The following is a 20919-nucleotide window of genomic DNA, read 5'->3' as shown; positions in this document are numbered from 1 at the left end:
ATCCGCCGGCTCTCTGGGTAACCGCCCGGCGCGCAGTCCCGGGTGAGTCTTTACTATGGTGCGGATTATACCGAGGGCAGGGGGAATGTCAAGGGAGCGCGTGACCTTGACCATAATCCTTTTGTTTGCTAAAATGGCAAGCGCACGGCGACGTGGCCAAGTGGCAAGGCAAGGGTCTGCAAAACCCTGACCGCGGGTTCGAATCCCGCCGTCGCCTCTCCCGAAAGGGACCTAAATATTGTTTTTCTCCAAATGACAGGGATTCCATCCCTGTACTCTGCACCGCACCCGATGGATCCCTGGGTGCGGTTTTGTTTTTTCTTTTGTAAGTTCCTTCAAGCCTTCAATTTGAATACTTTTTCGTCCGACATATTGAAATTGTCCTGTGTTTCTGCTATAACAAATTTAAACTCTGGTGGTGCAGATGTCGCTGTAAAGCACGCCCGTAAGGGAGACGCAAACCTCGTGCAAGTTTGCCCGGAGTTTACTTTATTAAAAAGCACATTTGTATTTCACTTGAATTTTTCCTGTAAGTATGCTAGTATATTTTTGCGCTTGGGGTGTAGTCGCCCAGAGCACACCTTGAGAGGACCGGGATGGCGGGCGCTCCGGCAGGCGCAAAAGCCCTTTTGGGCTTTTTTATTTTGGCGGTTTATGAACCCTGTGAAAAGAGGTCAGCCGTGATGTTATTCCTCATCGGGTTTCCTTGGCATAGTCCGCCCGTAAATTCATAATACGGTTCGTTATTTACGGGATGAACGGGCTGCCCTTCAAAGGGGCTTGGGACCGTAGCGCGCGAGATAGGCTTGGCGCAGCGCCTTACATTCGCGCTCATCTAGGGTTTCAACTTTGGCGCCCATCGAACGAGCCAGGATCACCATGCGTGCTGAGGTTTCCGCCGCCAGGGTGGCCTGATAGGCTTGCTCTAGGGTCTGACCTACAGTCACCAGGCCGTGATGGGCCATCACGCAGGCCACGCCCTCCTCGCCCATGGCCTTCTGGGTCAACTCGGCGACCTCTTCCGAGCCGGGCCTGGCGTAGGGAGCCACCGGTATCGGCCCGGAAAGCGCGGTGGCCGATTCGATCAGCACCATCGGGATGGGCTCGTGGATGATCCCAAAAACCGAGGCGTAGGGTGCGTGGGTGTGGATCACGGCCCTCACGTCCGGTCGCGTGTGGTAGAACCGCATATGCAAGGCGATCTCGGTGGTGGGTTGCCATTTCCCCTCAATGATCTGCCGATTGAGATCAATGACCACAATATCTTCGGGTTGGCGGAGATGATAGGGCACGGCGCTCGGGGTGATAGCAATCAGGCCGCTCTCCACATCCAGCGCACTGATGTTTCCCTGCCCCCCGTGGGCCAGGCCGTCGGCAACCATGCGATTGCCAATTTCAACAATACGTTCACGTAATTCTTTTAACCGCATGTGAGGATCTCTCCATCAGACACATTAATCAAGGGGACTCTCCACTGAGAAGTTACGGGCGAGGTCATACGGCGAGAATACACCCTTCGAAGTAATGACGGCACCCACCAAATGAGGGGGTGTAATGTCAAAAGCCGGATAATATCCCTGCACCCCTTCCATGGTTGTGGGTACGCCCATGGCCTGAAGCACTTCCTGAGGGTTACGTTCCTCAATTGTAACTGAGGAAATTTGGGCATGGCTCCGAGAGGGGTTGCCGAGCACGTAGTACGGAACCCCATGATGATGAGCGGCAAGGGCAATCTGAAAAGTGCCGATTTTATTTACCACATGGCCGTCCAGCGTGATCACGTCGGCTGCCGAAATGAACACCTGAGCCATTTTACGGGAGAGAATAAAGGCTGGCATGTTGTCGGTAATGACGGTCACGGGTACCCCTAATCCGCGGGCGACAGAGGCCGTGAGCCGGGCACCTTGGAGATAAGGACGCGTCTCTGGGCAGATCAAAGAGACATCTTTGCCTTGTTCCTTTGCTACCAAAAGGGTGAAGCCGATAAGGGTCTCGGCGAAGCACTGGGTGAGGATCGTAACCCGCTCCGGTAAAAGATCCACGGCAAACGTGGCAATTTTCCGTGCATTGCGGTACCGTTCATCCAGTATGCGGTAGGTGTGGGCTAAAGTCACTTCTTCTGGATCTTGGCCGTGGATCAATGCTTCTTCGGCGAGGCGGCGCAAGTAGTCAATTTGGTGCGCCAAATCCTGAGACGTTGTTGGACGCGCATGCGACAACTCAAAGGCCGCCTGATTAAGAATGGCCCTAGCTTCCTCGAGGGACTTTGCCTTGGCCTCACGTGCCGCGCTAACCATGCCCAAGGATGCAACCAGGCGTGGTCCACCGCTCTGCGTCACCATGTCATGGATGGCTTGGGCGGCCTGGTGATAATTCTCACAGCGCACAAATTCAACTTTGTGGGGATACACACGGCGATCAAGCACATATATGGTTCCGTCATCATAATGGGCTACGTTTTCATACTGCAGTAAAAAGGGAAGGCCTTTATCGGCTCGGTTGGGTAAAATGGTTTCAATCTCCATTAGATACCTCCTTAACCTTGATCAAAAAATCGGGCGGCAAGATGCCCCGCCATCTATCACCAGGTTGGCACCTGTGATCCAGGACGCAGCGGGTGAAGCCAGAAACAGACAGGCTTCAGCAATTTCCTCAGGCTGCCCCATGCGTTTGAGGGGGGCGGTTTCGAGCCAGGACCGCACGCCTTTTGGCCACGCCTCTTCAAGCCCCGGTCGGGCGATCAACCCGGGCGATAGGGCATTGACACGAATGCCGTAGGGACCCAGTTCGTAAGCTGCCGATCGGGTCAGCATAATCACCGCAGCTTTGGCCGAACTGTAGTGGCTATGACCGACAGCCGGGGATAACCCCTCGATGGAAGCAATATTGAGAATAACCCCACCCCGACCCTGGGCAATCATTTGACGGGCAACTTTTTGGATACTGATAAAGACCGTATTTAGATTTATATCGAGTACCTCTTGCCATTGGGAAAGCGGAAGATCAAGCAGTGGGGAGACGGGATAAGTACCCGCGTTGTTGATCCAAATATCCACTTTTCCATACGCTTTCAGGGTCGCTTGTAGCAATGCGTCTACTCCGTCTTCCTGGCTTAAATTGGCCTGCACGCTAAGGGCTTTCCCGCCTTTGCGTTGAATGTATTCCAACAGGGCCGGGATGGTTTCAGGATGCGTAAAATAGTGAAGGGCAACCGCTGCTCCTGCCAAGGCAAAACGCCGTGCCAAGGCTTGCCCCAGCCATCCGCTGGCACCGGTGATGACGGCGACCTGGCCGCTCAAATCTAACCAGGATGGAACATAGTTCATGGGTTACCTCGCAACTATAGAAAGGAGTTTGGATATGGCAACACCTCCTTCGGCAACTGAACTCATCCGCCAGTTTAATTTGAAGCCCTTACCCGCTGAAGGCGGCTTGTTTGTGCAGAGTTACGTCAGTGATGAAATAATTCCACCAGAGGCATTGCCAGGCCGATATCAGGGGGTACGGAAACCCTTTGGGACAGCGATCTTTTATCTGCTGACGGCTGATCCGGATTCCTTTTCTGCCCTTCATCGCTTGCCTACGGATGAAATCTATCACTTCTATTTGGGAGACCCGGTAGAAATGCTTTTGCTTTACCCGGATGGTTCAAGTCGAAAGGTCATTTTAGGCCAGGACATCATGGCAGGGCAATTCGTTCAATGGGTGGTACCACGGGGGGTATGGCAGGGGTCGCGATTGGTCGCAGGGGGTGAGTATGCGCTACTGGGCACAACCATGGCCCCTGGTTTTACCCCCGAGGATTATGAAGGGGGTGATCGCGATTGGCTGATCGTTCACTATCCGCATGAAGCCGAATGGATCTCCCGCTTGACCCGTGAGCCAGGACGTTCTGACCAGAGATGAGAGCCCAGAGGTTAGATGAACCGAGTTGTATCATTGGGAGAAAAAGCGGCGATCTCAACTGCGATTTGCCTGACCTCTTCCTTGGTTTGTTCTTCGTCAACGGTCAGTAGTTTACCTTCACGTAGAACCAATTTCCCGTCAATGATCACGTTTCGTACATCCCCGCCTTTGGCAGCATATACCAGGAGGGAGGCAATATCGTAGCGCGGGGTTAAGTGAATCGAGTCCAGACCGATGGTAATCACATCAGCGCGTTTTCCTACTTCAAGACTACCGATCAAGGTATCCAGCCCAAGCGCTTTGGCTCCGCCCAGGGTGGCCATATGAAGTGCCTCCAGGGCGGTTAGGGCGGTAGGATCCTCGATGACCCCTTTATGCAGCAGAGCCGCGGTCCGCATTTCACCCCATAAATCCAAATCATTATTGGATGCAGCGCCATCTGTACCGAGACCGAGGACAACGCCATTCTTCAAGAGCGCAGGGACCGGTGCAACGCCAGAGCCGAGTTTTAGATTGGATTCGGGACAATGGATAACAGCAGCCCCTTTGCGGGCTAGAAGCTCCACCTCGCCTTCCTGCAAATGAACACAATGTACCAGCACTGTTCCAGGATGAAGCATCCCTAGGGCGTCTAGGTAGCCGATCGGGGTTTTGCCGGTGCGATTGAGGAGGGTTTTTACCTCAGTGCGAGTTTCACTGGCATGCGTAATAAAAGGAAGATTGTACTCTTGGGCCAGGCGGTGGGCAAGGCGGAGTGAATCGGTTGTCACCGTGTAGGTAGAATGAACCTGAACGCAGGGGTGAACGGTGGGATGATTTAGATAGGTTTCGATAAACCTCCGTGTGGGCTCTTCTTTATTTTGACGACCTTCATTACCAACAGTATCAATGATCCCAACGCCGTTTACCAAACGCAAACCAACTTCCAGGGCGGCTTGAGTGGTAGCTTCAGCATGCCAGTACATATCCGCAGCGGTGGTCACGCCGGCGCGAATCATTTCGATAAAGGCCAACCGGCTGGCTTTGCGTACGTTTTCAGGAGTGGCAAACCGCATTTCCAACTGCCAAACCTTATTCAGCCACGGCTCCAGAGGGATATCATCTGCAAACCCGCGGAAAAGCGTCATGGCGGCGTGTGTGTGGGCATTGACCAGTCCGGGCATCACGATTTGGTTGTTAGCCTCAATGGTGATCCGGGCTTGACGGGGGGGATATTTCTCTGCGGGGCCCACGTCCGCAATGAGACCGTCTTTAATGGCTATACCCCCCGCATGGATAAAGGGTTGAGAGGCATCCATGGTGAGGAGGGTAGCCCCGGTAATCAGAATATCATAAGGTTCAGCCATGGTCATGGTTTGTACCTATTCATTCAATACAAGCGGGGAGTGATCTTTCACTCCCCGCTCGCTATGACAAACGTTGGATTACTCAGTTTCTTCAACGAATTGCTCGCGGCCCGACATCATCAGGCTGCCAACGATGATCAGGATGAGGAAGGGGAGAACCCCCAGCCATACCCCAACTTGCCCCTTTTCGCCCGAGCCAAACTGGAACAGGGCCTGGCCATAGAGCCCGGTGGAGATGCCGATACCGACGATCAAACCACCCAGGGCGCCTACAATAGCAAGAATGGCTCCCAACTGGCGGGCGAAGCCAGGGGAGACATCCTCTTTGTCCATGATGTCAGTCCAGATCAGCCCCCACTGTTTGACCCGGGGGTATAGGAGAAGAAGCAGTGGTGGCCCAAGCACCAACTCGGCAATAGCGTTGTTGAGAGTGATCACAACAGAGAGGAAGGCAAAGGGGATCAGGCCGGCAAGGTCGAGGTACCAGGCGATGATAATGGCACAAGCCGCGGCTGAGACAATCACGATGATGATATAGGCTAACAGTTTGCGCCAGGAATTGATGGTCTGAGAGACATCGTTTGCCGGGACTAAGCCCAGGGCTCCCCACATCTTATAAGGCAAGAAGCCGAGGAAGAAGTTGCCAAAGAAACCAAAAATGCTTCCCCAGCCCAGGGTGCCGCCGAAAATGTCACCGATGGTATTACCAATGGCGGAGCCCCAAGCACCCGCTGGACCGAACATCAAACCAAAGATCACCGGAAATACATTAGCCGGGCGGACTTCCGTAATTCCAGGCACAATCGGGATCCCGCCCTTGAAAGGAATGAGCACAGCAGCATAAATGGCGGCAGAGAGCGCGGTCAGAATTATCATTCGGGTGTTCTTCCACATGGAAAAGACTTCTTTCATTTTGGGCCTCCTGGTGATAAATAGGGGGTGGGAAGAGAGTGGCATGATGATGAACAACAAGAGCCGGTTTCCTTTCGATAAATTGTCCTCCTTTCTGTCGGAGAATGAGGTTGAAGAGCGCCTAAGCGCGTTCTTCCTCGGGCGGATGGAACATTAACCGTGATGATTCACACTCACAAGAAGGAAAGTCTGAACTGCGTAGGGTTTGAAGGAATATGTTAAGGATGCTCTTCTTAAGGGGTTCTACCCCCTCCTCAATGAACGTAATTTCTTTTCCCGCCTCGATCCCGGCAGCCCAATTAATCGAATAAGCCAGGGCAGCGTAGTGCAATCCCAATTCTCGCGCCAAGGGGGCTTCAGGAACCCCGGTCATCCCAACGATATCACCCCCCAAGATTGAGAACATCCGAATCTCGGCGGCTGTTTCTAACCGCGGCCCGTTGGTGCACACATACGTGCCCTTGGGTATAATGAGCACCCCCAATTTGGCGCCAATCTCAATCATGCGCTGCCGCAAGGCCGGGCAATAGGGATATGACATCAACGTGTGGGCAAACCCTTCTCGACCGCCGTTGAAGAAGGTACCTTCTCGGTTCTGGGTAAAATCGAGAAATTGGTCAACGGCGACAAGACTACCCGGAGGAAGATGAGCAGAAATTGAGCCCACCGCCAAAGTGGCAAGCACATGGGTAACGCCTAATTGGTGGAGGGCTTTGATGTTAGCGCGATAGTTAATGCGGTGGGGTGGGGTGCTGTGGGAGATGCCATGTCGGGGGAGGAAGAAGATATCCTCCCATTCGCCCTCACCCCGATACACTCTAACCTCCCCATAAGCGGTGTGGATTACCTCCGGTTGCAGGTGAATCCCCTCAACGGTATCAAAACCTGTACCTCCGATAATTGCTGCACGCATAAAGGCTTTTTCTCCTCGTAACGTTTTAGAAGCGGATCAGCCCCGGGATATTGCCGAATCCACGGATCTTGAGGTAGGTGGTGACAATAAAGATCACAAATATTAACCCCAACATCCAGTAATCCGCACGCTGCATTTTGATATCCAGGTAAAAGGTGCGTTCTTCGCGGGCACCGAAACCTTTGGCTTCTAAAGCCATACCAAACACGTTCGTATTGCGTATAGTAGAGACAAATACGGGAACCAAGAGGGGCAAATACTTTCGGATCCGCTCCAGGATGTTTCCGCTATCCAGGTCTAATCCGCGGCTGCGCTGAGCCTGGGCAATTATGAAGACGCTACCTACAATGGTGGGCACCAGCCGCAGTGCCGTGGAGATCGCAAAACCAACCCGATAGGGTAAGCCAAGGCGAATCATGCCAATCACAAATTCCTCGTTGCGCGTGGTGCTCATAAAGATCATGCCCGCCGTAATCAGGGTAAGCATGATCAGAACCCGACCGAGGCTATAAGCCAGGGATTCAACCGTGAAGATCCAGAAAAGTTTGGTTTCGCCACTGGCAAACAAATTCCATAAAATTAATCCGGAAACGGCCAGAACGAACATGATATAACGGATGCGCTTCAGGTTGATGAGCGAATCGGCTAAAATTCCGTGGAGCAGCACCAGGGCTGAGATCGGCAGGATCCACAGGGGATTTTGATAATAGAGCACAACCACGAAGGTGACCAAGAGAATCGCAATCTTGGTACGTGGATCCAAGCGGTGAAAGAACGTGTCACGGTCGAGGTAGATCTCGGAATCCATAATGCGTTTTACTCCCGGGGGTGGGTTTCAGTACAGGCAATCATCTCGTCAACGGTTAACAACGTTTTCCCGAGTTGATTGGAAAACATAACGTGTAAGGGGGGACGCAGGTAAGCATCCACCAATTCTTGATCGTGAGAGAACACCTCGCGCGCTGTCCCCTGTAGAAAGATTTGCCCATCTTTCATAACGTAAACCCGGTGGGCATACTCAGCGACGACCCACATATGGTGGGTGACGAAAATGATAGTGCTCCCTTGCTCATTTAGCCGTCGCACCAGGTTCATCATGCTGCGCTGCTCGTTATAGTCCAATCCGGTTGTTGGCTCATCCAAGATGAGAATCTCGGGCTTGGCGGCTAAGACCGAGGCGACCGCCACCCGTTGGCGGCCGCTTTTGGTCAGGCTGAACGGGTCGGCGTTTTCATACCCTGCCAGTCCAACGGCCTCGAGGGCTTCGGTAACGGATTGTCGGATGGTCTTTTCATCCGCCTTGCGCAAGCGAAGGGTGAAGGCGACTTCATCATAAACGGTGTTGGAAAAGATTTGATGATCGGGATTCTGAAAGACATAGCCCACTTTGCGTCCGAGTTCAAACACGCCTTGTTCGCGTGTGGGGCGGCCATCAACCCAGATTTGTCCACCGGTGGGCATGAGCAGCCCGTTAAAATGCTTGACCAACGTGGTTTTTCCACTGCCATTTTGCCCGACGATGGCAACGATTTCGCCGCGGCGAATCTCAAGGTTAATCCCCTTTAAGGCTTGAGTGCCGTTAGGATAAGTGAATTGGAGATTTTCGCAGCGGATAAGCGGCGCCCCATAGCGCTGTTCGCGCGCCTGGTCTTGTTGTTTTAGCGATTCGTACGTAGCGTCCGAGAGTTGCCATTGGTTATCTTTGAATTTTTGTAGTCCTTCAGCGATGGTGAGCGGCGCATGCGAGTTTATGCCCATACGATGGAAATATTTGGTTACGCCCAAGGGCATAACGCCGTGCTGCTCAAGCAGATCCACTTCACGTAAGACCTCATGCGCCGGGGCATAACGAACCATTTTGCCTTCATCCAGCAAAAGGATTTTTTGCGCTTCCAAAACCTCTTCAGTTTCATGTTCAACCACCAACAGGGTCAGATCATCGCGCTGCCTGAGGTGATTGGCTATTTCGAAAACTCCGGCTTTGCTTATAGGGTCGAGATCGGTGGTCGGTTCATCCATGACCAGGACTTTGGGGTACATCGCCAACACTGAAGCAATGGCCAATTTTTGCTTTTGTCCCCCTGAGAGGGTAGCGGGTGGGCGCCGTTTCATGTTCTCCAATCTTACAAAACGGAGCGCCTCATCCACGCGATGCGCAATTTCCTCGCGCGGGACATTAAAGTTTTCCAGGCCAAAAGCGACTTCTAATTCCACATTGGTAGAAAAAAGTTGGGCTTCAAAGTCCTGGAACACCATGCCCGTTACTTCGGCCATCTCGGCAACGCGCGACGTACGGGTGTTTTTGCCACACACCTGGACCTCGCCGGAGAATTTGCCACGGAAAAAATGGGGCACCAAACCGTTGATGCAGGCGGCCAGGGTGCTTTTTCCGGCTTCGCTGGCGCCCATGATGGCAATAAACTCGCCAGGATTAACCTCTAGAGAAATAGACTCGATAGCGTTACGCTTTTGCCCGCGGTAGCGATAGGTCAGGTCTTTGATCGTAATGATTGGCTGGTTCATAATGAATCATCCGTCTCCACAAGGGGGGTTTTCGTTCAGCTTTCTTGAGCATTGGAAGCACGCATAATGGCATCCCAAATCAAATACTCATTTTGATTGGCAACCTGAGACATGCGCATGGCCATGAGCACGTAAAGGCCTTGAATCAGCGCATGTTGGGCGATACGCGAGGCGAGAGTCTCTGGGCGCGATTCATGAGAAATGCTTAATAAAAGCACATCCGCCAATTTGCTGAGTTCAGAGGAGGGGTTGCCGGTAATAGCAATGATTTTACAGCCGTGCCGGTGTGCTTCTCTGGCGGTATGAATAGGGGGTTGAGAGGCTCCGGTTTGAGAAATAACAACCAAGGCATCGTTTTCGGTGAGGAGAGCAGCCTGCATTAACTGAAGATAGGCATCCGTTTCGACCCTGCAGTTCAGTCGAAGCCGAATCAGGCGATTGTGTAATTCATGCGCCATTGGACTGGACGTGCCCACACCGACGATCAAAATCGTGTGAGCATTTTGAAGCAAAGTCGCTGCCCGATCCAGCGCCTCGTCGTTCAAGAGATCAAGCGTATCTTGCATGGCCTGAATGCTGCCCAGAAAGACCTTGCGCATGACGGTGAGAGATGAGTCATCCTTTTCGATGTGATCAAAGATCAGATCGGGGGAATCCAGGAGCGAACGCATTAACGCGATTTTGAGTTCTAGGTAACTATGAAAACCCAGCGCACGACAAAAACGCACCACAGTGGCATCACTGACACCGCTATGAGCAGCCAGTTCGGCCAGCGTCATTGGCATGACTTTCTGGTGATTGGCCAGTATGAAATCTGCCACTTTCTTCTCGGAAGGAGAAAGGGTGGGATAAAAGCCACGAATATGAGAAAGCGCGCTGTGGGTTATTAAGGTTTCATCAACCATTTCAGGTATGAAACGTGCCTGACTAAATTGAAAAAGTACCGTTGATTTAGAGATTAAAGCGAAGAACCGCTAAAGGCGTTGTTTTTATACCCCCTGTAGTTAAGTTTTACTGATAAGTACTAACTGTGAAATTCTACTACATTTTAGCAAAACTCAAAGCAAAGGTCAATAGATCGCATTTGTTCACCCGAAATGTTACCGGATTAAGATGGTTGGCTCAAAAGAAAATGTTATCGGAGTTAGCCATGGTCGAGGCGGACTTGTTCGCCTGGCGCTGCACCCGATGGAGTAAGGGGAGGTGCACCTTGAAGCGGGAGTGCTGGAGTAGTTAGACCGGGTCTGCGATGCGACGTTATAGCGCATCCTCAAACGGGTTGGGCGGAGGAAGGCAACACTGGCATATCGCAACACCCCCAGCTACCTATGTCATTCTTTGCGTAATTGGCAGACCCTGCGCCATCAGACTAATCTCTTCATTTACCCCAGCAGATTGCCGACTGAGTGAGCAACTCTGGGCAGTTCCCATCTGCAAAGGTGCCAAACCGGCCATTGTTCTTCAAACTCCCATTCAAAGAAGGCGACATTTCGGTAACATTTTCCTTTGATTTGACAAGGCTTCAGGTTCTATCCATCTGGTTGCTGGGGATAAATGGAACGTTTGGGTTACTCCATTGGCGGTTTCAGACTTGACCGGTTTTAAGGCATAATAATAAAAGCCTGTACCCATTTCCAATTTTCAGCCCACCTACCTCTACGGCGAAATCACCATGACCTTACCATCCTTTGTTTTTCAGCGTGCCAACTTAGAAACTTGTGCCCAGGCCACCGATATCGTGGTGGTGATTGACGTCCTGCGTGCCTTCAGCACTGCGGCGTATGCCTTTGCTGCCGGCGCCGATCGCATCTTGTTGGTGAGCACCGTTGACGAGGCCCTGGCGCTAAAACAACGCCTACCTCATGCCCTGATTGTGGGCGAGGTGAACGGCTTCAGCGTGCCGGGCTTCGATTTTTGCAACTCGCCCAGCCAGATTGTCGGCCAGGATTTGCGCGGGCTCACCCTGGTCCAGCGCACCACGGCCGGTACCCAAGGGGTGGTGCGCGCTCAACGGGCACGGCACATCTTAGCAACCGCCTTCTGTACTGCCCGTGCCACTGCCATGTATCTGCACCAGTTTTCCGGCCACACCATTACCTTTGTGATCACTGGCCAGCGCGCCGAGGGCGGGGGTGAAGAAGATGCTGCCTGCGCCGATTACATTGAAGCCCTATTGCGTGGCGAAAATCCATCCCCTGGACCGTTTATTCAACGGGTGCGCGAATCCTCAACCGCCCGCAAGTTCCTTGCCCTGGGCAGCCCCGACTTCCCACCCTCCGACCTGGACTACTGCACCGCAGTGGATCGCTTTGACTTTGCCATGGTCGTCAATCGCGAAGGTGATCTCTTTGTCCTGCGGGCCGTGGCACCTTTAACCCGGGGCTAGTCTTCCAACGGCTGCCAACGCTCGGCCAGGCGTGCCATCACCTCGGGCAAAGTCGTATATTCCATTGCCTCCATCGGCAGGCGATGGGGCTCGAACGGCCCATGTTGGCGCAGCGCGTCCGCCAGCACATTGCACAACCGTCGCGCCTCGTCGAAGCCTGGATCATCAAACAGGTCACGTGGGCCAATCAACCGACCCTCGGCCAGTTGAAAACCCAATGCAATAACCCGCGGCGGCCCATCGAAGCGGCTGGGCGTCGCCTGTCGCACCGGCACTGGCATTAACGGGCCATAATGCGAGCCACGCATCCAGCCCTCGACGATATGCGGCAGGGTGAAGGGCTCCAGTACCTCGCCAACCGCCGGAAACTCGCCTTGGCAGCGCACAATGCACACCGGGTCGTCCTTACCCACATATTTACCGGCAATCAGGGCCAGGCGCTGGGTAGATGAGACGGCGGCAATGACCCCACGCTTGGTGTAAACGGCTTTGACCATGTAACGCCCGGCAGCCCCGATGAAAACCAGCAGATCATAAGATTCTTCAGGGGTGTCAAAGACGATGCGACGGTGTTCTATAACGTCATGGACTTCGAAGCGAAAACCGGCATGCATACTCGGTGAGATCACCAGCCCGGCGGTGTTGAAAGGGTCGGCGAACATCTTGTAAAGCGGCAGGTTCCATGCCCCAGCCGAGGTCTTATCGGCCATGAAGATGATCACCGGCTCCGAGGGACGTTCCTCAATGGTCATTTCGGCCACGCCCGGCCCCATTCCACGCACATTTCCGGAGAAGGCATCCGCCAGTAAATCCTGGCCAGCGCCGTAGAGTTTGAGCCGTCGCGCCACCTCGGTGCAGGCTTTGAACACATCCCACGCCAGATGATGAATGCCGGAGTAATCTGTGCCATGGGTATGGGTGAGGATGAGTTGTAGGTCATCCCCACAGGCGGTAACGTAAAAATCGAGGATCTCGCCTTTAGCCTGGGCCCGAGATAGTAGCGTGCGTGCTTCATCTAATAACGCCTCATGACAGGCAGAGTGCCCAACATAGCCACCCACATCGGCTTTAATGACACTTAACGTTAGCGTTGCCATGGCTCCCTCCTTTTGTTCAGGTTACACGGCAACAATGAAAGCCGTTATGGTTTTTTATTACATTATGGCACGACCAAGACGGGGATTCAATCCCGCTTGGGAGTTTTGCCAGGATCAATCTTTGAAGCACCACGACGGTGTTGGGTTAGTTTTACCGTGCATGATTTGTCTTCCACGTGCCTGAATTAATCCTGGCGATCATACAGGCACGCATCGCCGTGAACATGTAGAAAATGACCATCTGCTCTACCCTTGCTTGGAGTATAATTGGCGCAATCGCCATTATCCTCTTCACACGATAACCGAAGTGGTTATGCCCGCACCCTATGCCGGCCTGTTGGAACGCTATCACGAATGGCTGGATCTGCCGGCCTATACCCGTCCGATCACCCTCTTAGAAGGCAATACCCCCCTGATCCCCATGCCCCGCCTGGCTGAGGAACTCGGGGGCGGTTTTGAACTCTACGTCAAGTACGAAGGGCTCAATCCCAGTGGCTCGTTCAAAGACCGCGGGATGACCGCCGCGATTAGCGAGGCACTCGGGCGCGGGGTGCGAGCCGTTATCTGCGCTTCGACCGGAAACACGGCGGCCTCGGCAGCAGCCTATGCGGCACGAGCGGGCTTGCGCGCCATCGTCCTCATCCCTCAAGGCAAGGTGGCGCTGGGTAAACTGGCTGGCGCGCTGGCTTATGGCGCCGAGGTCATCCAGATCGAGGGCTCCTTTGACGATGCCTTGGCCCTGGTAGTTGAGATCAGCCAAAAATACCCGATTGCACTGGTCAATTCGCTCAATCCCTATCGCCTGGAAGGGCAGAAAACGGCCGCCTTTGAGATCTGTGATACCCTCGGCAGTGCGCCGGATTGGCTGTGCCTCCCGGTAGGGAACGCTGGGAATATTACTGCTTATTGGATGGGTTTTCGCCAATATCACATCCGTCGCGGGAGCGGATTGCCACGCTTATTGGGTGTTCAGGCTGCTGGCGCTGCCCCGCTGGTTTTAGGACACCCGGTCGAAAAACCCGAAACGGTCGCCACCGCTATCCGTATCGGACGACCGGCGCGGGGTGAACAAGCCCTAGCCGCCGCCGAAGAATCCGGTGGGCGCATCATTGCCGTGAGCGATGATGAGATTCTGATGATGCAGCGTCGCCTGGCTGCCCACGGCGTGTGGGTTGAGCCGGCCTCGGCGGCCGGGCTAGCCGGGTTGGCCCACGAGATCGCTGCGGGGCGTTTTAACCCCCGCGGCCAGCGAATTGTCGCCATCTGCACCGGGCACGGCCTCAAAGACCCTGATATTGTTGCCCGTTGGAGCACGCCGCCACGCACCCTGCCGGCCAGCTTGCAGGCGCTGACCGATGCCTTGTTAAGGGAGGTAGCGTGAACGAGCGCTGGATCCAGGTGCGTGTTCCGGCTACTACAGCCAACCTTGGCCCGGGTTTTGATGCGCTGGGGCTGGCTCTTGATCTGTGGAACGAGGTCTGGGTGCGCCCAGCAACAACGGCCCAGGTGCATGTTTGCGGTGAGGGGGTTGGATTACCCTTGGAAGCCAATCGTGCAGTGCAGGCCATTCACTATTTTTATCAACGCGTGCTTGGGCAAACACCCCCGCCCTTGGAAATTGTGCAATACAACCGTATCCCCCTTAGTTCAGGACTGGGTTCCAGTGCTGCCGCTGCGCTGAGCGGGCTGCTGGCCGCCAGTGCCCTCAGCGGTCATACCTTGAATACTGCGATTTTGCTGCGACTGGCAACTGATCTAGAAGGGCATGCCGATAATGCTGCGGCAGCCTTGTTGGGCGGCCTGGTGGTGATCATTGCCGAGGGAGATGACCTATATCCCTATCCTTTTGCTCCGGCAACGTGGCAGATAGCCGTGGTCTTGCCAAGCATTGATCTCTCCACCGCAGCAGCCCGTGCCGCATTACCACGTCAGATTGCGCTGGAACAAGCGGTTTACAACTTGGGACGGGCAGCGCTGGTTGTGCAGGCCCTCCAACAAGGGGATCTAGTTCTGCTGCGGCGGGCAATGCAAGATCGCCTACATCAGCCTTATCGTCTGCCACTCATCCCCGGCGCAATGGAGGCCATCGCCCGTGCGTATGATTACGGTGCCGCGGCGGCTCTATCGGGCGCCGGGCCAAGCGTGATTGCCTTTGCCCTCTCCGATATGGCGCCCATAGCCGCCGCAATGCAAGATGCCTTTCGTTCCGCCGGCGTGAACACCCGCGCCTGGATCCTCACGCCCAGCCCGAACGGCGCCGCCTGGGCTTGGGTCGAGGCGCCGGATATCCCTCCCACGGAGTAACATCATGCGTGCTTATCGTGATCTTCCCCCTGGCTACCGTCTCTACAGTGAGTTTAACCTGGAGAATTCGCGCCTGTTCCTGACGATGAACCTGCTCGGGCTGGGACTGCTGATGGCGGCGGGTTGGTTGTTTGGGGTACTGATTGGCGCCCTACGCCCTCACACAGGCGAATTCGTCTTGATCCTATGGAGCGGCAACACGGCCTGGATGATCGGGCAAATTTTGGCATTGGCCGGGCTGTTGGTGGTGATGATTGTGCTACATGAGAGCCTGCACGCCCTGGCATTTTGGCTCTTCACCCATGACCGCCCGCAATTTACCTTCAAGGGGTGGTATGCCTCTGTCTCAGCCCCAGGTTGGTATTTCATGCCCTCGGCCTATCTCATCATTGGTTTATTACCCTTGGTGGGGATCAGCTTGCTGGGGTTGGCGCTGGTGCCGTTCGTGCCCGAATCCTGGATCGTACCTTTGTGGGTGTTAATGACCATCAATGCCGCTGGGGCCATCGCCGACCTGATCATGGTGGGTTGGACCCTGCGCCTACCGCGTGGTGCCGTGGTGCAGGATTATCACACCCGCACCGTGGCGTATGTGCCCGAACAATCATGATATAGCCGGGAATTGCCTCGCCCATGTTATCATAAGCGCAGTAACTTTCTAGTCACCCCTCACCGAGGCGTTTTCATGGACTGGTTGGCATATTTCAGCATTGCATTGGCGGCGGTCGCAGCAGGGGCGGTGAATGCCCTGGCTGGCGGCGGCACACTGATTACCTTCCCCGCCCTGATGGCTGTGGGTGTGCCGGCTGTGGTCGCCAACATAACCAATACGGTAGCGTTGCTGCCGGGTTACCTCGGTGGCACCTGGGCCCAACGCGCGGATTTACAGGGCCAATCGCAGCGCCTGCGCACCCTGCTCCCGGCAGCGCTGCTTGGAGGGCTCGCAGGCGGGCTGCTACTTCTGCTCAGCGGTGAACGGCTCTTTCGTGCCCTGGTGCCCTATTTGATCCTCTTCGCATCGCTCTTGCTGGCCGTGCAGGATGAGATCCGGAAGCGAGTCTTTTCTCCATCTCGCGAGGCCGACCCGCCTGCCCGTTCGCGTGAAGCCCTGGCAATCTTCCCTGTGTTCCTGGCCGCCATCTATGGCGGCTACTTCGGCGCCGGGCTCAGCGTGATCCTGCTGGCTGTCCTGGGGCTGGTGCTCGAAGATACGCTTACCCGCCTCAACGCCCTCAAACAAGGGCTCTCGCTGGCGACCAACCTCACCGCGGCGCTGTACTTCGTTTTCTCCGGGCGGGTACTGTGGCCAGCGGCGCTGGTGATGGCTGGTGGGGCGTTGCTAGGGGGCATGTTGGGGGGGGTTCTAGCCGGACGGGTTAAGCCTATCGTCCTGCGCTGGTTGGTTGTGACGATTGGAATCATCGTTGCGATCATCTACGTTGTACGCGGGTGAAGGGCGGGTGTGCTAAAATACCTTCATGCACGCGCTTGAGCGTCACCCCTGGCTACGGGGTGGGTTGATTGCTTTTGCTCTCGGCCTGCTGACAGCCTGGCTGATCTACACCCCGCCCGGGCTGCTGGGCAAAGCTGATGCCATCGGTTACGCCGTTTGCCATCGCAGCCCAGCGCATTCGTTTTTTGTGGGAGAGATACAACTGCCCCTGTGCGCCCGTTGCAGCGGGACGTTTTTGGGCGCGCTAATTGGACTGATGGTTCAACTCCCCCGCGGGCGGCGTGCAGGTTGGCCGCCATTCCCCCTGCAATGGGCGGTGATCCTCCTCGGGTTGGCTTTCGCCCTGGATGGGGTGAATTCCTTCCTCAGCCTGCTGCCGGGTGCCACTGCGCTCTACCCCCCAAACAATGCCCTCCGCCTGGCCAGTGGCAGTGGCTTTGGTGCCGCGCTGGCAATCCTGCTCTATCCTTTCATTAATCAAATTCTCTGGGCGCAACCCATCCCTGAAGCTGCACTAGCCACCCCGTGGCAAGGGCTGAGTCTATTTGCCGCTGTTGCTGCGGGTGCCCTGGGCATTTACGCACGCCTTCCCTGGTTGACCCTCCCGCTAGCCTTTCTTAGCACCGTCGGGGTGATCATTCTGCTGAGCCTATGTTACACCCTGTTGTGGGTTGTCCTGCTTCAACGCGAAAACACCTTTACGACCTGGCGCGGCCTGGGCGGTTTCTTGCTGGTCGGTCTAACTACTGCACTATTGCAAATCGTTTTAGTGGATGCAGGGCGCTTTTTCCTCACCGGCACCTGGGCCGGTTTTATGCTCCCGTGAGAAAGGATGGTTGCCCATGGAGCTCTTGGGTATTCTCTCTGCCTTTGGGCTTTCGGCCAGCGCTGGGCTAAATGCCTACATCCCGCTGCTGGTCGTTGCGCTACTGGGGCGCTTCACCAATCTGATCACGTTGCGCTCACCCTGGGATACGTTGACCAACGGTTGGGTGATCGCATTGTTGGTGCTACTGGCGCTGATCGAATTCTTCGCCGACAAAATCCCCGCGGTCAATCACCTTAATGATATCCTTCAGGCCTTTATCCGTCCCACCGCCGGGGCGATTGTCTTCGCCGCTAGTGCCAACGTGATCACCGAGATTCACCCGGTGCTTTCCCTGGCGCTGGGTCTGCTAGTGTCTGGCGGGGTGCATGCCACCAAAGCGCTGGCCGTGCGTCCGGCAGTTACAGCGACCACCGGCGGTGCAGGCAACGTGCCGGTCAGCTTGCTGGAAGACCTCACCGCAACGCTGGTCTCCATCCTGGCCGTGGTGGTGCCGGTGGTTATCGCCTGCGTGCTGATTGTGGTCACATCCTGGATTGTCTTTCGCCTCTACCGCCGCGCCAAACCAGCCACCTGATTCTCACACCTCGTAGCCATCCACAGCCGCGCGTACCAGGTCGCCCAGCGTTGGGTAGGCCGGTGCCCATTGCGCCAGATGCGCGAGCGTTGCCCCGGCCTGCAGTGCCAGACTCAGGGCGTTGATCACCTCAACGGCATGGCTGCCTAACGCCGCCGCACCGAGCAAACGCCTGCTCTCGGCATCTACAACCAGCTTCAGCACTCCCTGCGTATGTCCAAGCAGGTGAGCCTTGAGTGCCTGATCCCAATCGGCGCGCAGCACCTGGATGGTGCGACCCTGATGACGGGCTTCGGCCTCGCTCAGGCCCACCTGAGCCACCTGCGGATCGCTATAGACGGCTTCGACTGGCACAATGGCCTCTAGCGGTGGTGTGGGTAGACCCAGTGCATGACGCACGGCAAGGCGTGCCTGCGCCTGAGCACGATTCACGGTAAAGGGCGGGCCGGTCACATCACCAATGGCGTAAATGTGCGGCTGCGAGGTGCGTCCGTAGTTATCCACCACTACCCCTTGGCGGGTGATGTTCACCCCGGCAGCATCCAGGTTCAGCCGATCGGTATCCGCACGCCGCCCAATGGCAATGAAGGCGTGACTACCTTCCAGGGTGCGCCCATCCTGCAAGGTCACGCGAATCCCGCTACCGGTGTTTTCAGCCTGCGCCACTGGCGCGTTAGGGCAAAGGCGCACCCCGCGCGCTTCCATCGCTGCGATTAACCCAGCGGCAATCTCCGGCTCAGCACGGGGTAGGAAGGTGGGTAAATCTGTCACCCAGGTGGTGGGTACTCCCATTTGGCTGAAAAACGACACATATTCACTTCCGGTCACCCCGCCACCGATCATAATCAAATGCTCCGGCCAGTCCTTGAGGTTGGCCATGGCTCGGGGTGCCAGCAGGCGCTGCCCATCGGGCTTCAGCCCTGGCAGGAATATCGGCTCGGAACCAGTGGCCAGGATTACGCGGTCAACATTGACACGCTCGCGATGCCCGGTGGAAAATTCCAGGCGCAGGGTGCGCGGATCTTCAAAACGTGCCACCGCCTCGATCAACCGCACCCCAGCCTGGCTCAGCGCTCGGTGCTGGCGCTGGCTCTGCGCCTCGGCCTGCGCGCGAACCCGCGCACGCAGTGTACCCAAATCCGGGCGAGAGAATGGATTTTCCAGCCAGGTGTGGGCAGCGGTGAGCGCCTCGGCAGCGCTCAAGAACACCTTACTCGGTACCAGGCTGTGCCAGGTAGCCCGCCCACCCAGGCGCGCGGCTTCAATCAGTATGACCTCTGCTCCCAAACGAGCCGATTCTAAAGCGGCGGTGACCCCAGCCGGGCCACCGCCGATGATGACAATTTGTGCCATGTTCCCCTCCGTGCCAAGGGACTATTTTGACCAGTCCACAGCCAATTTTTCGCGCCCGCGCAGCAGTTTCTCCACCGCCATGGCGGCAATGGCACCCTCCGCGGCGGCTACCACGGCTTGCTTGACATGGTTGCACAGCACATCTCCCACGGCAAAGACGCCGGGGATGGCAGTCTGAAATTCGCGATCTACGATCAGACAGCCGGTCTCACTCAGCGGCAGTTGCCCCTGCAAGAAGTCGGTGATCGGTTGGCCGCCCTGCAGGTAAATGAATGCACCGCTCACGGGCAAGGTTTGTTCGGGTTGGCCGCGCTGGCGGAAGCGTACCCCTTCCACCCGTTCCTCACCCAGGATTTCTTTCAACACCGCGCCGGGGTAAAACATAACCTTAGGATGATGAAGCAGTTCCTCGGCCAGGTCGGTGGGGGCTTTCAGGTCAGGGGTGGGCGAAAGGAAGTGCACGCGGCGCACAAAGCGGGTGAGGAAGAGCGCCTCTTCGATGGCCTCGTCGTTATTCCCTGCCACCACCACGTCCTGATCGCGGAAGAAGGCGGCGTCACAAGTGGCGCAGTATGAGACGCCACGCCCTAGCAGGCGATCCTCGCCTGGCACGCGGTTGCCGCGCCCCATGGAGCCGGTCGCAATGATGACCGCCCGCGCCAGGTAAGTGCCGTTGTTTCCGTAGAGTACCTTGGGATCGCGATCTAGTTCGCAGCCCTGAATCTTATCCTGGATGAATTCGGCTCCAAACTGCTGGGCTTGCCGGCGCATGCGTTGGAGTAACTCGGCCCCGCTGATCTCTTCCGGGATGCCGGGGTAGTTGGCAATCTTGCTGGTAATGCCGAGGGCGCCAGCGGTCAGTCCTTTGTCAATGACCAGCGTTTTGAGGTTGGCACGGGCGGTATAGATGGCCGCGGTCGTGCCCGCCGGCCCACCCCCGATGATTGCCACATCGTACACGGTCTCATCTTGGCTTGTGGGTAGGTCTAACCCGAAGTCTAAGCCCATGCTCAACCTCCTTATGCTTGGGTTAAGCGGTAATCTTGGCCAGAATGTCGCTAGCTTCCATGATCAGATATTCCGTACCGTCGTGGCGGAACTCGGTACCGGAGTACTTGGCAAAGATCACTTTATCGCCCACTTGCACTTTGATCTCTTCGTCGTCACCCACCGCAACCACCAGACCGGTTTGCGGCTTTTCCTTCGCCGTCTCGGGGAGCAGGATACCCGATGCGGTGCGGGCTTCCTGGTCTAAGGGGCGCACCAGGACGCGTGAACCCAGGGGTTGAATGGGGGGAGTGGAAAAAGTGTCCGTCATGAGTC

The 20919-nt window shown here is 55.9% G+C and carries 21 protein-coding genes and 1 tRNA gene; 9 read left to right on the top strand and 13 right to left on the bottom strand.

Translation table 11 applies throughout. From position 1 onward, the window contains the following. Positions 1-146: 146 nt before the first annotated feature. Positions 147-217: transfer RNA gene (locus AC01YT_RS09975), tRNA-Cys, on the top strand. A 553-nt stretch (positions 218-770) separates the two neighbouring features. Here AC01YT_RS09975 and AC01YT_RS09970 read toward each other — a convergent pair. The 3 genes from AC01YT_RS09970 to AC01YT_RS09960 are packed head-to-tail and all read right to left on the bottom strand — an operon-like array spanning position 771 to position 3326. Continuing rightward, complete coding sequence (locus AC01YT_RS09970) at positions 771-1430, bottom strand: class II aldolase/adducin family protein (RefSeq protein WP_315624799.1); 660 nt, start codon at positions 1428-1430, stop codon at positions 771-773. Positions 1431-1454: 24 nt separating this feature from the next. Continuing rightward, positions 1455-2525: a s-methyl-5-thioribose-1-phosphate isomerase gene (locus AC01YT_RS09965; protein ID WP_476675058.1), complete on the bottom strand. Its 1071-nt coding sequence runs from the start codon at positions 2523-2525 to the stop codon at positions 1455-1457. A gap of 21 nt (positions 2526-2546) precedes the next feature. After that, positions 2547-3326 (bottom strand): SDR family NAD(P)-dependent oxidoreductase, encoded by a 780-nt coding sequence (locus tag AC01YT_RS09960; RefSeq protein WP_476675056.1) that lies wholly within the window; start codon positions 3324-3326, stop codon positions 2547-2549. Between the two features lie 34 nt (positions 3327-3360). Between AC01YT_RS09960 and AC01YT_RS09955 the strand changes: the two genes are divergently transcribed. Continuing rightward, positions 3361-3906 (top strand): cupin domain-containing protein, encoded by a 546-nt coding sequence (locus AC01YT_RS09955; protein ID WP_476675054.1) that lies wholly within the window; start codon positions 3361-3363, stop codon positions 3904-3906. A gap of 11 nt (positions 3907-3917) precedes the next feature. On the opposite strand, the gene AC01YT_RS09950 is transcribed toward AC01YT_RS09955, so the two are convergent. The 6 genes from AC01YT_RS09950 to AC01YT_RS09925 all read right to left on the bottom strand — a co-directional run bounded on the left by AC01YT_RS09950 (position 3918) and on the right by AC01YT_RS09925 (position 10505). Beyond that, positions 3918-5258 (bottom strand): amidohydrolase family protein, encoded by a 1341-nt coding sequence (locus AC01YT_RS09950; protein ID WP_476675052.1) that lies wholly within the window; start codon positions 5256-5258, stop codon positions 3918-3920. 72 nt (positions 5259-5330) lie between these two features. After that, entirely contained in the window at positions 5331-6164 is an 834-nt protein-coding gene (locus AC01YT_RS09945) for a QueT transporter family protein (RefSeq protein WP_476675050.1), read from the bottom strand. 121 nt (positions 6165-6285) lie between these two features. Then, positions 6286-7077: an S-methyl-5'-thioinosine phosphorylase gene (locus AC01YT_RS09940; protein ID WP_476675048.1), complete on the bottom strand. Its 792-nt coding sequence runs from the start codon at positions 7075-7077 to the stop codon at positions 6286-6288. A 25-nt stretch (positions 7078-7102) separates the two neighbouring features. Beyond that, the gene (locus AC01YT_RS09935) at positions 7103-7885 is read right to left on the bottom strand and encodes an energy-coupling factor transporter transmembrane component T family protein (RefSeq protein WP_476675046.1); all 783 of its coding nucleotides are present in this window, start codon (positions 7883-7885) and stop codon (positions 7103-7105) included. 8 nt (positions 7886-7893) lie between these two features. Continuing rightward, complete coding sequence (locus tag AC01YT_RS09930) at positions 7894-9600, bottom strand: ABC transporter ATP-binding protein (RefSeq protein WP_476675044.1); 1707 nt, start codon at positions 9598-9600, stop codon at positions 7894-7896. A 35-nt stretch (positions 9601-9635) separates the two neighbouring features. Continuing rightward, the gene (locus tag AC01YT_RS09925) at positions 9636-10505 is read right to left on the bottom strand and encodes a MurR/RpiR family transcriptional regulator (RefSeq protein WP_476675042.1); all 870 of its coding nucleotides are present in this window, start codon (positions 10503-10505) and stop codon (positions 9636-9638) included. A gap of 767 nt (positions 10506-11272) precedes the next feature. Here AC01YT_RS09925 and AC01YT_RS09920 point away from each other — a divergent pair. Continuing rightward, positions 11273-11986: a 2-phosphosulfolactate phosphatase gene (locus tag AC01YT_RS09920; RefSeq protein WP_476675040.1), complete on the top strand. Its 714-nt coding sequence runs from the start codon at positions 11273-11275 to the stop codon at positions 11984-11986. Here AC01YT_RS09920 and fbp read toward each other — a convergent pair. Continuing rightward, on the bottom strand, positions 11983-13083 hold the full coding sequence (fbp, locus tag AC01YT_RS09915) for a fructose-1,6-bisphosphate aldolase/phosphatase (protein WP_476675039.1): 1101 nt from the start codon (positions 13081-13083) through the stop codon (positions 11983-11985). The two genes, AC01YT_RS09920 and fbp, sit on opposite strands and share 4 nt — an antisense overlap. A 313-nt stretch (positions 13084-13396) precedes the next feature. On the opposite strand from fbp, the gene thrC reads away from it, so the two are divergent. The 6 genes from thrC to AC01YT_RS09885 all read left to right on the top strand — a co-directional run bounded on the left by thrC (position 13397) and on the right by AC01YT_RS09885 (position 18243). Then, on the top strand, positions 13397-14464 hold the full coding sequence (thrC, locus tag AC01YT_RS09910; RefSeq protein ID WP_476675037.1) for a threonine synthase: 1068 nt from the start codon (positions 13397-13399) through the stop codon (positions 14462-14464). Continuing rightward, positions 14461-15387, top strand: coding sequence for a homoserine kinase (gene thrB, locus AC01YT_RS09905; RefSeq protein ID WP_476675035.1), 927 nt, complete (start codon positions 14461-14463; stop codon positions 15385-15387). The genes thrC and thrB overlap by 4 nt, the downstream gene beginning before the upstream one ends. 4 nt (positions 15388-15391) lie before the next feature. Next, complete coding sequence (locus AC01YT_RS09900; protein ID WP_476675033.1) at positions 15392-15997, top strand: DUF3267 domain-containing protein; 606 nt, start codon at positions 15392-15394, stop codon at positions 15995-15997. A gap of 75 nt (positions 15998-16072) precedes the next feature. Further along, positions 16073-16840, top strand: coding sequence for a sulfite exporter TauE/SafE family protein (locus tag AC01YT_RS09895; protein ID WP_476675031.1), 768 nt, complete (start codon positions 16073-16075; stop codon positions 16838-16840). A 25-nt stretch (positions 16841-16865) separates the two neighbouring features. Continuing rightward, positions 16866-17666, top strand: coding sequence for a DUF2085 domain-containing protein (locus tag AC01YT_RS09890; RefSeq protein WP_476675029.1), 801 nt, complete (start codon positions 16866-16868; stop codon positions 17664-17666). A 16-nt stretch (positions 17667-17682) separates the two neighbouring features. Next, positions 17683-18243 carry a DUF4126 domain-containing protein gene (locus AC01YT_RS09885; protein ID WP_476675027.1) on the top strand — a complete coding sequence of 187 codons (561 nt, stop codon included), beginning with the start codon at positions 17683-17685 and terminating at the stop codon, positions 18241-18243. 3 nt (positions 18244-18246) lie between these two features. On the opposite strand, the gene AC01YT_RS09880 is transcribed toward AC01YT_RS09885, so the two are convergent. The 3 genes from AC01YT_RS09880 to AC01YT_RS09870 are packed head-to-tail and all read right to left on the bottom strand — an operon-like array spanning position 18247 to position 20914. Then, a complete protein-coding gene (locus tag AC01YT_RS09880; protein WP_476675025.1) occupies positions 18247-19596 on the bottom strand; it encodes a dihydrolipoyl dehydrogenase family protein in 1350 nt (449 codons plus the stop codon). Between the two features lie 21 nt (positions 19597-19617). Next, positions 19618-20604, bottom strand: a complete 987-nt coding sequence (locus AC01YT_RS09875) for an NAD(P)/FAD-dependent oxidoreductase (RefSeq protein WP_476675023.1) — start codon at positions 20602-20604, stop codon at positions 19618-19620. 22 nt (positions 20605-20626) lie between these two features. Next, the gene (locus AC01YT_RS09870) at positions 20627-20914 is read right to left on the bottom strand and encodes a co-chaperone GroES (RefSeq protein ID WP_476675021.1); all 288 of its coding nucleotides are present in this window, start codon (positions 20912-20914) and stop codon (positions 20627-20629) included. Positions 20915-20919: the final 5 nt, after the last annotated feature.

The sequence above is a fragment of the Thermanaerothrix sp. genome, assembly GCF_056331585.1.
This window is presented reverse-complemented; position numbering and strand designations above follow the sequence as displayed.